Here is a 15646-nt window from a genome sequence, read left to right on the forward strand (position 1 = left end):
TCGTCGGGGGTGGAAAGCTCCGGCGCAGGTCCGTACGAGCGCCGCCGCGGGGCCCGCTGCTAAGGAGAGGCTCGTGGAAAGAACAATACTATTTATTACGCAATCGGCTCCCGCCGCTTCGTGTCGTCGACCCAATTTCCGGCTGATCCCGCTCGTGGATCGCCTGTCACCCGGTGCAACCCTTTTGTAAGGGCCTCGTGGTGAAATTCCCAGTTGTTGTCCGTGCTGTCCGCTGTAAACACCGCGCGCCGATGCCCCCGGCAGACGGGAGTGTTGTTCCGTTACTAAACAAAACCAGGAGCAAGTCATGAAGACATTCAAGCGTCATCCTCTGCGTCTGGCGGTCACGGCGGCGTTTCTCGCCTCCGTCCCGCTGATGGCGCAAGCCGGTGATGGGCCATACGTCGGCGTCGAAGGTGGCGCCAATTTCGAGAGTCCGCAGAACCTCCGCCAGGGCGGCGGTACCGTTGACTCCCTGCACTTCGATACGGGTTGGGCGGCCGGCCTCGTCGGCGGCTATTCCTTCGCCAACGGCTTCCGGCCGGAACTGGAACTCGACCATCGCCGCAACGAGGTGAAGAAAGACGCCTTCGGCAACAGCGCCAGCGGCTTCGAGAATGCCGACAGCGCGATGGCCAACCTGTGGTATGACTTCAAGGCTCCGAGCGGCTTCTTCAGCGTGGTGCATCCCTACGTGGGCGGCGGTGTCGGCGGCGTGCGTTTCGCCAACCGCGGCGTCACCCTCGGCGGCTTTGCCACCAACAACGACTTCGCCACCAAGTTCGGTTACCAGGGCGGCGCCGGCCTCGGCTTCGACGTGACGCGTCACCTGACGCTGTCGGCCGACTATCGCTACCTGCAGACCAACCGCGGCACGTTCGACGTCGGCGGCGGCACCCCGATCGAAGCGCGTTACCGCGCCCAGACGGCGATGCTGGGCGTGCGTTACTCCTTCGGCGAAGAGCCGGTGGCACCGCCGCCGCCTCCGCCGCCACCCCCGCCGCCCCCGCCTCCGCCGCCCCCGCCGCCGGCTCCGGTCTGCAACCCGCCTCCGGGCTTCCAGGTTGACGCGAACTGCCACATCATCGAGCAGTCCGTGATCATCCGCGCGGTGGACTTCGAGTTCAACAAGGCGCAGCTGACCGTGCCGGCCCAGCAGACCCTGGACGGTGTTGCCACCGCCCTGTCCGCACAGCCGGGCCTGTACGTGGAGATCCAGGGCCATACCGACTCGATCGGCGCGGCTGCTTACAACCAGAAGCTGTCGCAGAAGCGTGCGGACGCGGTCAAGGCCTACCTGGTCAGCAAGGGCGTCAATGCCTCCGAGCTGACTGCGAAGGGCTTCGGCAAGGCCAAGCCGATCGCCAGCAACGACACCGAGGAAGGCCGTGCGCAGAACCGTCGCGTCGAGTTCGAAGTGACCAACACGCCGCCCAACGTCAAGGTGATCAACAAGGGCGCCAGCGAGGCTTCCACCAACGCCGCGCTGCAGGGTCAGCAGCCGAAGTCGGTGAAGAAGCACAGCAAGAAGAAGGCTGCACCGGCCGCAACGCCGGCGCAGTAAATCGGCAAGGCCGGGCCTGAGGGCCCGGCTTCGCTGAGCTGCATTCAAGGCGCCGGAGGAAACTCCGGCGCCTTTTTATTTGCGCATGATTTTGTGGGTGGAACAGCCGGCCCGGTTTTGGCGCCGGAGACTTATCCGGCGAGCTTGAGCTGCACCAGCAACTGCCGCCCCTTTACCTGGATGCCGGCCTCGACGCTCACCGTCTCCACCGTTCCGGCCGTCGCCGCGGCGAGCTGGAACTCCATCTTCATCGCTTCCAGCACCACCAGGGTCTGCCCTTTCGCCACCACGTCGCCCGGCTTGACGTGCACGGCGACGATCTTGCCGTCGCTGTGGGCGACGACACGTCCATCCGAACCCGCGGCGGCGACCTGCGCCGGGGCATAGGTGCGGTCGACAAAGCATTCGATGGCACCGGCGGCATCCAGCCACAGCGCATCCTGGTCGCGTGCGTAACGGGCCAGGCCCTGCACGCCATCGATCACGTAGCGGAATTCACCCGCCGCGCTGGCGACGACTTCGAGCTGCACCGCCGCGCTGTCCAGCAGCGTCTTGAAGACACGGCCGTCGTGGCTGCTCACTTCCAGGTCGTATTCGCGCTGCTGCCACTTCAGCTTGAAGTCCGCGGGCGAGTCGTGCGAGCTGTGCCAGCCGATCATCTCGGGGGCCAGGCCGTGCTCCTCGGCGAGCCGGCGCGCGTCATCCAGGTACAGCGCCACCGCCGCCAGCAGCACCTGTTGCGGCGTAGGTACTGCGGCGGCGATCTTGTCCTGCGGGAAATATTTGCCGACGAAGGCAGTGCTGAAATCACCCGAGCTGAACGCCTCGGTGGCAAGGATGGCGCGCAGGTAGTCGCGGTTGGAAGCCACGCCCAGCAGCACCGTTCCATCCAGCGCCTTGAGCAGGCGCGCGCGCGCCGTCTCGCGATCCTCGCCCCAGGCGATGATCTTGGCCTGCATCGAGTCGTAGTAGGGACTGATGGCCTTGCCGTCTTCCAGGTAGGTGTCGACGCGCACGCCCTCGCCGACCGGCGCCCGCCAGCGCAGCACCTTGCCGGTCTGCGGCAGGTAGTTCTGGCGGGGATCCTCGGCGCAGAGACGGACTTCGATGGCGTGGCCGAAGCGGTTGTCGAGCACTTCCTCCTGGCTCAGCGGCAGTTTCTCGCCCTGGGCCACGCGCAGCTGCCATTCCACCAGGTCGACGCCGTAGACCAGTTCGGTCACCGGGTGCTCGACCTGGAGGCGGGTATTCATTTCCAGGAAATAGAACTGCCCGTCCTTGCCCAGCAGGAATTCCACCGTGCCGGCGCCGACGTAGTTCACCGCCTTGGCCGCGGCCACCGCGGCGGCGCCCATCTTCAGGCGCAGCACATCGTCCACCGCCGGACTCGGCGCTTCCTCCACCACCTTCTGGTTGCGGCGCTGGATCGAGCAGTCGCGCTCGCCCAGGTGGACGACGTTGCCGTGGCGGTCGCCGAAGATCTGGATCTCGACATGGCGTGCGTCGATCACCGCCTTCTCGATCAGCAACTGGCCGCTGCCGAAGGCATTGCTCGCCTCGGAGCGCGCCGAGCGGATATTCTCCAGCAGGGCCGCTTCCTCGTGCACCAGGCGCATGCCGCGTCCGCCGCCGCCCGCCGCCGCCTTGACCATCACCGGCAGGCCGGCCTTGACCGACTCCGCCTTCAGGGTTTCATCGGACTGGTCGTCGCCCTGGTATCCCGGCACGCAGGGCACGCCGGCCGCGATCATGCGGATCTTCGAGGCGCTCTTGTTGCCCATGGCCTCGATCGAGGCCGCATCCGGACCAATGAAGACCAGGCCGGCATCCTGCACCGCCTTGGCGAAGTCGGCACGCTCGGACAGGAAACCGTAACCCGGATGGATGGCCTGTGCACCGGAAGTCTTCGCCGCCGCGAGGATGTGCTCGATGACCAGATAGGAGTCCTTCGCCGGCGCCGGCCCGATGCGCACCGCCTCGTCCGCCTCGCGCACATGCAGCGCATCGCGGTCGGCGTCGCTGTAGACGGCGACGGTCTTGTAGCCCTGCTGCTTCGCGCCACGGATCACCCGCACCGCGATCTCGCCGCGATTGGCGACCAGCACCTTGGTAAACCGGTTCTTGGGGATGCTCATGATTCGTTTGCCTTGTGTTCAATCAGCCATTCCTGTGCGGAGCGCTCGAACCAGGCGAGCGGCCCGAAGGCGGCATAAGCGGGATGCGGGAAGCTTCGTTCGCCGCGGCGGTGCAGACCCGACTTGAGCAGCGCCCGTTGCGAAGCGTGATTTTCGAGATGGGCGATGGCGACGATGGCCGGCAAGCCGAGCCGGGTAAAGCCGTAGCGCAGCAAGGCCAGGCTCATCTCGGTGGCGTAGCCTTGCCCCCAATGGCGCCGGAACAGGCGATAGCCGACCTGGATGTGCTGCTCGCCCTGGATGTGGTTGAGCAGGTGAAAGCCGATGCATTCGCCGCTGTCGCGCAGCAGCGTGGCCCACACACCCAGACCCGGATGGGCGTCGTAGTATTCGATGATGCGCCCTTCCAGCATGGCGCGCGTCTGCTGCGGGCTATTGACGCCGCCGAGGTAGCGCATCACTTCGGGATCGGCATTCAGTTCGGTCAGCAGCGGCAGATCCGCCAAGGTGAAACGGCGCAACGACAGCCGCTCGCTGAGCAGGCCATCGCCGGCATCGCGTATTTCAAGCCGGCTCACGAAGCCCACTTCGGCGGGCGCTTCTGCATGAATGCGGTGATGCCTTCCGGCGCCTCGCTGCCGCGCACCGCGATGGCGAATTTGGCCGCCGCGTCGTCCAGCACCGCGTCCATGTCTAGGCGCCCGGCGTTGAGCACGATTTCCTTGGTCATGGCATTGGCCAGGGGCGCACAGCCGAGTATCTGCTTGAGGGTGGCGCCGAGCTTCGCCTGCAGGTCTGCATCGTCGGCAAAAGTCTCGTGCACCAGGCCCAGGCGCAGCGCTTCGGCGCCCCTGAACTGCGCGCCGGTGAGGCACAGCTTGCGCGCCTGGGTCAGGCCGATGCGTTCGACAATGAACGGCGCGATCTGCGCCGGCGGCAGGCCGCGCGTGGTTTCCGGCACGCCGAATTTCGCATCGACATGGGCCAGCGCGATATCGGAGACGCAGGCCAGGCCGAAGCCGCCGGCCAGCACCGCACCCTCAAGCACCGCCACCACCACCTGCGGCGCCTGGCCGACCTTGCGCAGCATGCTGCCGAAGGCGCGCGAGAACTGCACCACCGGATCGGCCTCGCCCGGCTGCGGCGCTTTGAGACCACCCGCCATCATTTCCTTGAGGTCACCGCCGGCGCAGAAATGGCCGCCGGCGCCGCGCATGACGATGGCGCGCACGTCCTTCGCTTCGCGCACGGCATCGAACACCGCGTTGATTTCCTCGACCATGCCGCGATTCATCGCATTGCGGGATTCGGGACGGTTGAGGGTCAGGTGCAGGATGCCGCCGTCGAGGGACAGCAGGAGGTTCCTGGTCTCGGGCAGGTTCATCGCCGACCCCGATTCAAAACGTCATTCCCGCGAAGGCGGGAATCCAGTTTTTACGCCGTAATGTCGTCATACAGATCTCGCCAGCCTGGATTGAGCAATTCGATTTCTCTGATCTTCCACATGCGATTCCATTTCTTGACCTGTTTCTCGCGGGTGATGGCAGACTCCGCACTTTCGTGTTGTTCAAACCAGACCAGCGTGTGTACTCGGTATTTCTTGGTGAATCCATCAACTTCATCATTCTTGTGCTGCCAGATGCGTTGAGGAAGATTCGATGTAACACCAACGTACAAAATGCCATTTCTGGTACTAGCCAGGATGTACACGAAAAAGTGTTTCTCCATGGCCATCGTCAACTGCTATCCGACCCTCGCAAAACTGGATTCCCGCCTTCGCGGGAATGACGAATTTAGCTGGGTTTTCGTTTCCCGCCATATCCCAGCCGCTTGGAGATGATCCCCAGCATCACCTCATCCGCGCCGCCGCCGATGGAGTGCAGGCGCAGGTCGCGGTAGAACTGGGCCACCGAGCTTTCCCACATGTAACCCTGGCCACCCCAGAACTGCAGGCAGGCATCGGTGACTTCGCGGCCGAGACGACCGCTCTTGAGCTTGGCCATCGAGGCGAGCAAGGCTGCGTCACGACCGGCGACCAGTTCCGTGGTGGCGCGGTAGGTCAGCGCGCGCAGCGCTTCGACTTCGGTCTTCAGCTCCGACAGGCGGAACTGCACGTACTGGTTGTCGAGGATGGACTGGCCGAAGGCCTGGCGCTGCCGGGTATAGGCAGCGGTGTCGTCGATGACGCGCTCCATCGCGGCGATGATGCTGGCGGAGAGGAACAGGCGCTCCTCCTGGAACTGCTGCATCTGGTAGGTGAAGCCCTTGCCTTCCTGGCCGATCAGGTTGCGCGCCGGCACCCGCACCTCGTCGAGGAAGATCATGGCCGTATCGCTGGAACGCTGGCCCAGCTTGTCCAGCTTCTGCCTGCGGTCGACGCCCTTGGCGTCGAGCGGCACCACGATCAGGCTCTTGTTGCCGTGGCGGTCGCCCTCGCCGCTGTTGACCAGCATGCAGGCCCAGTCGGCCTGGGTGCCGTTGGTGATCCACAGCTTGGAGCCGGAGATGACGTATTCCTCGCCGACCTTGCGCGCGGTGGTCTTGATGCCCGCCACGTCGGAGCCGGCGCCGGGCTCGCTCACCGCGATGGCCGCCACCATCTCGCCGGCCACGGCCGGCTTGAGGAAGTTTTCCTTCAGATAATCGGAGCCGAAACGCGCCAGCGCCGGCGTCGCCATGTCGGTCTGCACGCCGATGGCCATGGGGATGCCGCCGCAGGTGCAGAAGCCCAGGGCCTCGGCGAACGCGACCTGGTAAGAATAGTCCAGGCCCAGGCCGCCGACCGAGTCCGGCTTGCTGATGCCGAGCAGGCCCAGGCCGCCCATCTTCTTCAGCACTTCATGGGCGGGCCAGAAGCCGGCCTTCTCCCATTCGAGTACGTGCGGGTTGATTTCGGTCTCGACGAACTTCTTCGTCGTGTCGTAGATCTGCTGGTGTTCGTGGGTGAATTGCATGTCCGTAGTTCCGTTTCCTAGAGGCGCGCCACACCGAACGTGTTGGGAAACACCTTGCGGGTGCGGCCTTCCTCGCAGATGGAGAGCGTGTAGCCCAGCACCTTGCGCGTGTCGCGCGGGTCGATCAGGCCGTCGTCGAACAGGCGCGCGCTGGCGGCGAATGAATTCGACTCGCGATCGAACTGGTTGATGATGTTCTGGCGGATCGAGGCGAGCATCTTCTCGTCGGTCTCGCTCAGCGTCTTGCCTTCCTTGTGCCACTTCTCGCGGGTGATGATGTCCATCACCCCCGCCGCCTGCTCGCCGCCCATCACCGAGGTGCGGGAATTGGGCCAGGCGAAGATGAAGTCCGGGCCGAAGCCGCGGCCGCACATGCCGTAGTTGCCGGCGCCGAAGGAGCCGCCCATGACGATGGTGATCTGCGGCACGGTGGCGTTGGCCACGGCCTGGATCATCTTGCTGCCGTGCTTGACGATGCCGCCCTGCTCGCTCTCGGTGCCCACCATGTAGCCGGTGGTGTTCATCAGATAGACGATGGGGATGTCGGCCTGGCAGCAGAGCTGGATGAACTGCCCGGCCTTGGTGGCGCCGCGGACGGTGATGGGGCCGTTATTGCTGATGATGCCGACCTGGTGGCCGTGGATCACGGCGCGGCCGCAGATGGTCTGCTGGTCGTACTCGTTCTTGAACTCGAGGAATTCGCTGCCGTCGACCAGGCGCGCGATCACCTCGCGGCAGTCGTAAGGACGGCGGTAGTCGGCCGGCACCACGCCGCACAGCTCCTCGACGTCGTACAGCGGCGCGCGCACTTCGCGCAGCTGCGGCTGCGGGCGATTGCGGTTCCAGTCGATGTTGCGCACGATGTCGCGGGCGATGCGAATGCCGTCGGCATCGTTCTCGGCGAGGAATTCGCCGGTGCCGGCGATCTGCGTGTGCATCTCGGCGCCGCCGAGATCCTCGTCCTTGGCAATCTCGCCGGTGGCCGCCTTGAGCAGCGGCGGCCCGGCCAGGAACACCTTGGCGTTCTTGCGGATCATCACCACGTAATCGGACAGGCCCGGCATGTAGGCGCCGCCGGCGGTGGACGAGCCATGCACCACGGTGACCTGCGGCAGGCCCATGGCCGACGCGCGGGCCTGGTTGGCGAAGGTCTTGCCGCCGGGGATGAACAGTTCGGCCTGGTACAGCAGGTTGGCGCCGCCGGACTCGATCATCGACACCGCCGGCAGCTTCTGCTCCATGCACATCTCCTGGATGCGCAGGGTCTTCTGCACGCCCCAGGGCGTCATGGTGCCGCCCTTGATGGCGAAGTTGCTGGCGGTGACCATGCAGCGGGTGCCGGAGACGTAGCCGATGCCCATGATGGTGTTGCCGCCGGCCAGCGAGCCGTCCTTGTCGTCGTGCATCTTGTAGCCGCACAGGGTCTGCAACTCCAGCCAGGGGCTGCCGCGGTCCAGCATCAGGTGCACGCGCTCGCGCGGCAGCATCTGGCCGCGCTTGTGGAAGCGCTCGCGCTTGCTCTCCTCCTCCGCCGCGCCCTTGGCTTCGATCGCGCGGAATTCGGCGATCCGGGCCAGCATCTCCTCGCGGTTCTGCTTGAACTGGGGACTGTTGGTATCGACCTTTGATTCGATAATCGGCATTTCCGACATCTCGCCTTGTATCCGGGAATGGCCTATTTTTACCAGTATTTCAGGCGTATTTCACGGAAAATATTGATTACCCCGTGGCTGTATCTTGAGGGGTTGGAGAAAGCGCGCCGCGGCGGCCACTGCGGGCCGGCGCGGCGACGGCAAGGCATTCTAGTCCCGCCTCACAATCCTTGTGAAATAGCCGGATGCGGGACCGCGATCAGAATTTTTCCAGCACCTTGGGCTTCACCGCGCGGTGGAAGCCCTCGTAGGGCTTCGAGTTCTTGCCGCCCTGCAGCGGGAACAGCTTGGTGTTGCGCGAGGCGCCGCCGTCGATGGCGATGCAGATGCCGGTGACGAAACCCGCCGCCGGGGTCAGCAGGAACACGATCGGCGCCGAGATTTCGGCTTCTTCGGCGAGGCGCTGCAGGGGCACTTCGCCGCGCAGCTTGGGAATGAATTCCTTCTGGAAACTCTCGTCGTAGTTGTCGAGGCCGCTGGAAGCCACCCAGCCCGGCGCCACGGCGTTGACGCGCACCCCGGCGTGGGCCCACTCCACCGCGGCGGTCTCGGTGAAGTTGAGCATGCCGGCGCGCGCCGCGCCGGAGTGACCCATGCCCGGCATGCCGCCCCACATATCGGCCAGCATGTTGACGATGGCACCGCCGGTCTTGCGCATGGACTGGTTGAACACCTCGCGCGCCATCAGGAAGCCGCCGGTGAGATTGTTGGCGACCACCGCCTCCCAGCCCTTCTTGCTGATCGCCATCAGCGGCGCCGGGAACTGGCCGCCGGCATTGTTGACCAGGCCGTGGATGACGCCGCGCTCGGCGACGATGGCCTTCACCGCCTGCTTCACCGCATCCTCATCGCGGATGTCGAAGGCCTGCAGGGAGCACTCGCCGCCGTCCTCGCGGATCTCGGCGGCGACCGCTTCCAGCTTTTCCATTTTGCGCCCCACCAGCACCACGTGTGCACCCAGCGCGGCCAGTTCGTGCGCGGTGCAGCGGCCGATGCCGGAGCCGCCGCCGGTGACGACGATGGTCTGTCCCTTGAACAGATCGGGGGCGAATACGGAACGGTAATGCATGTTCTCTTCCTCCAGAAACGAACAAGGCCGGTTTCCCGGCCCTGTCGTGTATTGCTTAGTGGACGTCCTGTCCAAGCCGCCGGGCATCCATGCCCGGACTGTTCAAACAAGCAGTCATAGCTTGCAGGCGATCACAGCTTCGACGTCATTTCCGGCACCGCCGTAAACAGGTCGGCGACCAGCCCGAAGTCCGCCACTTCAAAGATCGGCGCCTCGGCATCCTTGTTGATGGCGACGATGGTGCGCGCGTCCTTGATGCCGGCCAGGTGCTGGATGGCGCCGGAGATGCCGATGGCGAAGTACAGTTCCGGGGCGATGATCTTGCCGGTCTGGCCCACCTGCATGTCGTTGGGCACATAGCCGGAGTCGACCGCGGCGCGGGAAGCGCCGACGCCGGCCTTGAGCTTGTCGGCCAGGTCGTAGATGACCTTGAAGTTCTCGGAGCTGCCCAGGGCGCGGCCGCCGGAGACGACACGGCTGGCGGACTGCAGTTCGGGACGCTCGGACTTCTGCGCTTCGAGCTTGACGAAGCGGGTGTGGGTCGGCAGGGCGACGTCGACCGAGACCTTCTCGACGGCGGCGGAGCCGGTGGAGCCCACGGCGCTGAACGAGGCCAGGCGGATGGTGGCGACCACGGCCGGGGCGGCCGGGGCTTCCACGGTGACGATGGCGTTGCCGGCGTAGATCGGGCGATCGAAGCTGGTCGGCCCATGCACGGCCATGACGTCGGAAACCTGCTGCACGCCGAGCTTGGCGGCCACGCGCGGCAGGAGGTCCTTGCCGAAGGTGGTGCCGGGGGCGAAGACGTGGCTGTAGCCCTTCTTGGCCAGTTCGACGACCTGGGGGGCGACGATGGCGGCGAGTTCGTTGTCGTTCTCGGCGCGGTCGATCTGCAGCACCTTGGTGACGCCGTCGAGCTTGGCGGCTTCGGCGGCGGCGGCACTGCCGTCCTTGGCGAAGATGGCGACTTCGATCTCGCCACCCACCAGCTTGGCGGCGGTGACGACCTTGGCGATGCTGCTGCTGAGTTTGCCGTCGGCCTGCTGGCCGATAATAAGAATCTTGCTCATGTCATTTAGTCCTTAGATCAGGCCCTTGCCTTTGAGAGCCGCGATCAGCTCGTCGACGGTCTTCACCACCACGCCCTTGCTGCGCTTCGGGGGGGCGACGGTCTTGCTGGCCTTGAGGCCGGCGCCGGCGGTGACGCCCAGGTCGGCCAGGGTGACGGCTTCGATCGGCTTCTTCTTGGCCTTCATGATGTCGGGCAGCTTTAGGTAGCGCGGCTCGTTCAGGCGCAGGTCGGCGGTGATGACGGCCGGCAGGTCGATTTCCAGGGTTTCCAGGCCGGCGTCGACTTCACGGGTGACGGTGGCCTTGCTGGCTTCGAGTTCAACCTTGGAGGCGAAGGTCGCCTGGGGCAGGTCGAGCAGGGCGGCGACCATCTGGCCGGTCTGGTTGGCGTCGTCGTCGATGGCCTGCTTGCCCAGCAGGAACAGGTTGGCGCCTTCTTTCTTGAACACGGCGGCCAGGGCCTGGGCGGCGGTCAAGGGCTGGACCTCGCCTTCTTCCTTGACGTGCACGGCGCGGTCGGCGCCGAAGGCCAGGGCGGTGCGCAGGGTTTCTTCGCACTTGGCGCCGCCGATGGTGACGGCGACGATTTCGGTGATCTTGCCCTTTTCCTTCAGGCGCACCGCCTCTTCCATGGCGATTTCATCGAACGGGTTGACGCTGAACTTCACGCCGTCCGTTACCACGCCGGAACCGTCCGGCTTCACCTGGATGCGGACGTTGTAGTCCACCACTCGTTTGACGCTGACCAATGCTTTCATGCTCTCTTCCTGTAGTAGACGTCCTGTCTAAACCGCCAGGCATCCATGCCTGGACTGTTCAAATAAGCGAAACATCCTGTCCGAACTACCGGGCTGCCTGCCCGGAATGCTTGAAACCGGCTTCAGGCCTTGAACGGCTTGCGCCCCGTCAACTGCTCGCGGCGCCGGGTGAACTCCGCGGCGCTGCCGACGGAAAAATCGAGGTCGCGCACGCGCCCGTCCTTGAGGCCATAGACCCAGGCATGCACCTGCAGTTCCTGGCCGCGCTCCCAGGCATCGCGCACGATGGTGGTCTCGCAGACGTTGCCGGCCTGCTCGATGGCGTTCAGCTCGCACAGGCGGTCGGCGCGCGACTCGTCGTGTTCGATCGACAGCAGCTCGTGGCGGTGGTCGTCGGCGACGTCGCGCACGTGCTGCAGCCAGTTGTCGGCCAGGCCGATGCGCGGCCGCTCCAGCGCCAGGCGCACACCGCCGCAGCCGTAGTGGCCGACGACGAGAATGTGCTTGACCTTCAGCACTTCCACCGCGAACTGCAGCACGGAGAGGAAGTTGAGATCGCTGTGCACCACCACATTGGCGACATTGCGGTGGACGAACACCTCGCCCGGCGGCAGGTCGATGATCTCGTTGGCCGGGACGCGGCTGTCGGCGCAGCCGATCCACAGGTATTCGGGCGACTGCTGCTTGGCAAGTGCGGCAAAGAAACCGGGGCGCTCCACTTCGGTGCGCAAGGCCCAGGAGCGGTTTCTTTGCAGCAGGTGATCGAGTGCAGTCACTTGGTCCTCGTCTTTCATGGGCGGGGCTATGGCTTACGGGCCGACAGCCTAACCCGCCCGCACATTACATGTTGGGATAATTGGGGCCGCCGGAACCTTCCGGCGCCACCCAGGTGATGTTCTGTGCCGGGTCCTTGATGTCGCAGGTCTTGCAGTGCACGCAGTTCTGCGCGTTGATCTGGAATTTCCTGGCGCCATCCGGCGCCGCGATCACTTCGTACACGCCCGCCGGACAGTAGCGCTGCGCCGGCTCGTCGTACATCGGCAGGTTCTTGCCGATGGGGATGCTCGGATCGGTCAGCTTGAGGTGGACCGGCTGGTCCTCTTCATGGTTGGTGCTGGAGATGAAGACCGAGGACAGCTTGTCGAAACTGATGACGCCGTCCGGCTTCGGGTACTCGATCTTCCGGCTCTCGGCCGCCGGCTTGAGCGTGGTGTAGTCCGGGGTGTTGTCGTGCAGGGTGATCGGGCTCTTGCCGCCAAACCAGTTCTGGTCGATGTAGTTGAAGGCCGCACCGAACAGCACGCCGTACTTGTGCATGGCCGCGCCGAAGTTGCGGTCGCGGTACAGCTCATCGTAGAGCCAGCTGGCCTTGAAGGTTTCGGTGTAGCTGTTCAGCTCGTCGCCGCCTTCGGAGCCGCCCAGCAGCGCGGCCGCGGCGGCATCGGCCGCCAGCATGCCGGACTTCATGGCGGTGTGGCTGCCCTTGATCTTGGAGAAGTTGAGGGTGCCGAGATCGCAACCGATGAGGGCGCCGCCCGGGAAGACCATCTTGGGCAGGGAGTTGTAGCCGCCCTTGCAGATGGCGCGGGCGCCGTAGGAAACGCGCTTGCCGCCTTCCAGGTATTGCTTCAACACCGGGTGGTGCTTGATGCGCTGGAATTCGTCGAACGGGGACAGGTAGGGATTGCTGTAGGACAGGTCGACGATGAGGCCGACGTAAACCTGATGATTTTCCAGATGGTAGAGGAAGAAGCCGCCGGGGTTGGCGCTGTTGAGCGGCCAGCCGGCGCCGTGGATGACCAGACCCGGCTCGTGCTTGGCCGGGTCGATGGTCCACAGCTCCTTCAGGCCGATGCCGTAGTGCTGCGCATCGGACTTCTCGTCCAGCTTGTAGTGCTTGAGCAGGCGCTTGCCGAGGTGGCCGCGGCAGCCTTCGGCGAACAGGGTGTACTTGGCGCGCAGCTCGATGCCGGGGGTGAATACGCCTTCCTTGTGCTTGCCGCTATGGTCGACGCCCATGTCGCCGATCTGCACGCCGCGCACCACATTCTTTTCATCGATGAGAATCTCCTGGGCGGCGAAGCCGGGGTAGATCTCAACACCCAGGCTTTCGGCCTGCTGCGCCATCCAGCGGCACAGGTTGCCCAGGGAGATGATGTAGTTGCCCTCGTTGTGCATGGTCTTGGGCACGAACGGACCGGGCGTCTTGATGCCCTTCTCGGGGCTGGTGAAGAACCACACTTCGTCGCGCTTCACCGGGGTGTTCAGCGGCGCGCCCAGTTCCTTCCAGTTGGGGAACAGCTCGTTCAGGGCGCGCGGCTCGAATACCGCACCGGAGAGGATGTGCGCGCCGACTTCGGAGCCTTTTTCAACCAGGCAGACGGAGATGTCCTTGCCCGCTTCGGCGGCCTTCTGCTTGATGCGGCAGGCAGCGGCAAGGCCGGCCGGACCGGCGCCGACGACGAGGACGTCGTATTCCATTACATCGCGTTCAACGCTCATTTTTCGTGCTCTCGGACCGGCGCGCAGCAGCGCCTTGGCGGTTTCGGACGGGTGGGACTGGCTATTTTACCGTCTCGGGAGCCTTTGGCGACTGGCCGACGGGCGCTATTTGGCCAAAAAATCGGCCAAGGCCTTCGTCACCGGCACCGGGTAGTCCAGCAGCATCTGGGCAAATGCCTTGCCCTGCGGGTCGGAACGCAGCGAGGCGGCACCGCCGCTGCCCAGGGCGTTGTAGAGCAGGAAGTTGAGGCTGAGGCTGACCGGCAACTCCCAGCGCTCCACCCGCCCCTGCTCGCCGCCGGCCAGGACATGGGCGAACCAACGACGCACGTTGGCCGCGCTGAGCGCCGCCTTGATGTACGGCAGGTACTCGGCCTTGCGCGCGGCCACGCCGATATTGGAATGGTCGCCCTTGTCGCCGGAGCGGGCCACGGCCAGCTTGATCAGGGGCACCGTCACCGCGCCGTCCAGGGCCAATGCAGGCAAGTCCTCGGCTTCAGCCGCGGGCGGCATGAAGCCGCCCTGGACCGGCACCTCGACCGCGAAACGCTGCTCGCCCACGACGGCTTCGATGCCGACCTGGCTTTTCGGCACCAGCGTGGAGAACAGGCGGGGAATCATGTTCGGCTCGGGCCGGCCGCCGCCGAAATAACCGGTGAAGCCGGGGGCCATGGCGGTGGCGGCCTGCACGATCTCCCGCGCAAACAGCTTGAGAGCCTTGGGGCTGGGATGATGCACGGCGATCTTCACCGCCACTTCGCGCGTCGCGGCCGCGGCGGCGCGGGCATGCGGTCCGTAGGTCTCCTCGGCGCCGATGCAGTGGATGTCCACGCCGGTGAAGTCGCCCAGGCCGCCTTCGAGCAGCTGGCGGCGCACCTTCTCCACCACCGCTTCGGCCGATGCCCTGCCCTTCCGGGCGGCGTCGATGCCGCCGATCATGAACAGCGTGGCGCAGCGCATGCCGGCCGGATAGGTGGCGCTGACCTTGTAGGACGCGGTGGGCGGATAGCCCCTGGCGCCCGTGATGCGCACCCGGTTGTCCCCCGCCTGCTCCAGCTTCACGCCGGTGAAGTCGCAGACCACATCCGGCAGCAGGTAGGCGCGCGGGTCGCCGATCTCGTACAGCATCTGCTCCAGCACCGAATGCACCGAGACCAGGCCGCCGGTGCCGTCCGGCTTGGACACCACGAACTCGCCACCGGATTCGACCTCGACGATGGGGAAACCCATGTCGGCGTAGCCTTCGCGCACCAGCTCCCAGTCGGTGAAGTTGCCGCCGGTGCACTGGGCGCCGCACTCGATGATGTGGCCCGCCACCGAGCCGGCGGCGAGCTTGTCGTATTCGTCTTCTTTCCAGCCGAACTCATGCATCAGCGGGCCGAGCACCACGGCGGAATCGACGCAGCGCCCGGTGATGACGATCTCCGCGCCGGCATCCAGGGCGCGGGCGATGGGGATGGCGCCGAGATAGGCGTTCATCGAGACCAGGGTCGGCGGCATCGGCTTGCCGCTGTCCAGCTCGGTGCAGTCGGCGAATTCCTTCTTGCGCGGCAGCAGATCGTCGCCCAGCACAACGCCGACCTTGATCGAAACACCGGCCTTGGCGGCGACTTCCTCCAGCGCCTTCTTGCAGGCCAGCGGATTGACGCCGCCGGCATTGGCCACCACCTTGATGCCGCGCGCCTTGATCTCGCCCAGCAGCGGCGCCATCACGTGCTCGACGAAGTCGGTGGCGTAGCCGTCGTTGGGATCGCGCATGCGCTTGGCCGCCAGGATCGACATGGTGATCTCGGCCAGGTAATCGAACACGAGGTAATCAATATTACCTTTATGTACCAACTGCGCCGCGGCGGTATTGGTATCGCCCCAGAAGGCGGAAGCGCAGCCGATGCGCACGGTTTTCTTTGAATTAGCCATATTCGTCAGTCCCTTGCGGGATTT

The 15646-nt window shown here is 65.3% G+C and carries 13 protein-coding genes; 1 reads left to right on the top strand and 12 read right to left on the bottom strand.

What is annotated here, in order from left to right; translation table 11 throughout:
* Positions 1-307: 307 nt before the first annotated feature.
* Positions 308-1564 (top strand): OmpA family protein, encoded by a 1257-nt coding sequence (locus BP26_RS30435; RefSeq protein WP_029922864.1) that lies wholly within the window; start codon positions 308-310, stop codon positions 1562-1564.
* Positions 1565-1695: 131 nt separating this feature from the next.
* Here the strand turns inward: BP26_RS30435 and BP26_RS0122840 are convergent, their stop codons facing one another.
* The 12 genes from BP26_RS0122840 to BP26_RS0122895 form a co-directional block, all read right to left on the bottom strand.
* A complete protein-coding gene (locus BP26_RS0122840; RefSeq protein ID WP_029922865.1) occupies positions 1696-3699 on the bottom strand; it encodes an acetyl/propionyl/methylcrotonyl-CoA carboxylase subunit alpha in 2004 nt (667 codons plus the stop codon).
* Positions 3696-4277, bottom strand: a complete 582-nt coding sequence (locus BP26_RS0122845; RefSeq protein WP_169740768.1) for a GNAT family N-acetyltransferase — start codon at positions 4275-4277, stop codon at positions 3696-3698. The genes BP26_RS0122840 and BP26_RS0122845 overlap by 4 nt, the downstream gene beginning before the upstream one ends.
* The gene (locus BP26_RS0122850; RefSeq protein WP_029922867.1) at positions 4274-5083 is read right to left on the bottom strand and encodes an enoyl-CoA hydratase/isomerase family protein; all 810 of its coding nucleotides are present in this window, start codon (positions 5081-5083) and stop codon (positions 4274-4276) included. The genes BP26_RS0122845 and BP26_RS0122850 overlap by 4 nt, the downstream gene beginning before the upstream one ends.
* A 50-nt stretch (positions 5084-5133) precedes the next feature.
* On the bottom strand, positions 5134-5427 hold the full coding sequence (locus BP26_RS0122855; protein ID WP_029922868.1) for a GIY-YIG nuclease family protein: 294 nt from the start codon (positions 5425-5427) through the stop codon (positions 5134-5136).
* Positions 5428-5492: 65 nt separating this feature from the next.
* Entirely contained in the window at positions 5493-6653 is a 1161-nt protein-coding gene (locus tag BP26_RS0122860) for an acyl-CoA dehydrogenase family protein (protein WP_029922869.1), read from the bottom strand.
* Between the two features lie 17 nt (positions 6654-6670).
* Positions 6671-8296, bottom strand: a complete 1626-nt coding sequence (locus BP26_RS0122865; protein ID WP_029922870.1) for an acyl-CoA carboxylase subunit beta — start codon at positions 8294-8296, stop codon at positions 6671-6673.
* A gap of 208 nt (positions 8297-8504) precedes the next feature.
* The gene (locus BP26_RS0122870; RefSeq protein WP_029922871.1) at positions 8505-9374 is read right to left on the bottom strand and encodes an SDR family oxidoreductase; all 870 of its coding nucleotides are present in this window, start codon (positions 9372-9374) and stop codon (positions 8505-8507) included.
* 131 nt (positions 9375-9505) lie between these two features.
* Complete coding sequence (locus tag BP26_RS0122875; RefSeq protein ID WP_029922872.1) at positions 9506-10444, bottom strand: electron transfer flavoprotein subunit alpha/FixB family protein; 939 nt, start codon at positions 10442-10444, stop codon at positions 9506-9508.
* A 12-nt stretch (positions 10445-10456) separates the two neighbouring features.
* Positions 10457-11203, bottom strand: a complete 747-nt coding sequence (locus BP26_RS0122880; protein ID WP_029922873.1) for an electron transfer flavoprotein subunit beta/FixA family protein — start codon at positions 11201-11203, stop codon at positions 10457-10459.
* A 122-nt stretch (positions 11204-11325) separates the two neighbouring features.
* A complete protein-coding gene (gene can, locus BP26_RS0122885; RefSeq protein WP_029922874.1) occupies positions 11326-11997 on the bottom strand; it encodes a carbonate dehydratase in 672 nt (223 codons plus the stop codon).
* 46 nt (positions 11998-12043) lie between these two features.
* A complete protein-coding gene (locus tag BP26_RS0122890) occupies positions 12044-13705 on the bottom strand; it encodes an electron transfer flavoprotein-ubiquinone oxidoreductase (protein WP_029922875.1) in 1662 nt (553 codons plus the stop codon).
* A 105-nt stretch (positions 13706-13810) separates the two neighbouring features.
* Positions 13811-15622: an acyclic terpene utilization AtuA family protein gene (locus BP26_RS0122895; RefSeq protein ID WP_029922876.1), complete on the bottom strand. Its 1812-nt coding sequence runs from the start codon at positions 15620-15622 to the stop codon at positions 13811-13813.
* Between the last annotated feature and the right edge of the window lie 24 nt (positions 15623-15646).

This window comes from Nevskia soli DSM 19509 (assembly GCF_000711955.1).
Taxonomy (GTDB): domain Bacteria; phylum Pseudomonadota; class Gammaproteobacteria; order Nevskiales; family Nevskiaceae; genus Nevskia; species Nevskia soli.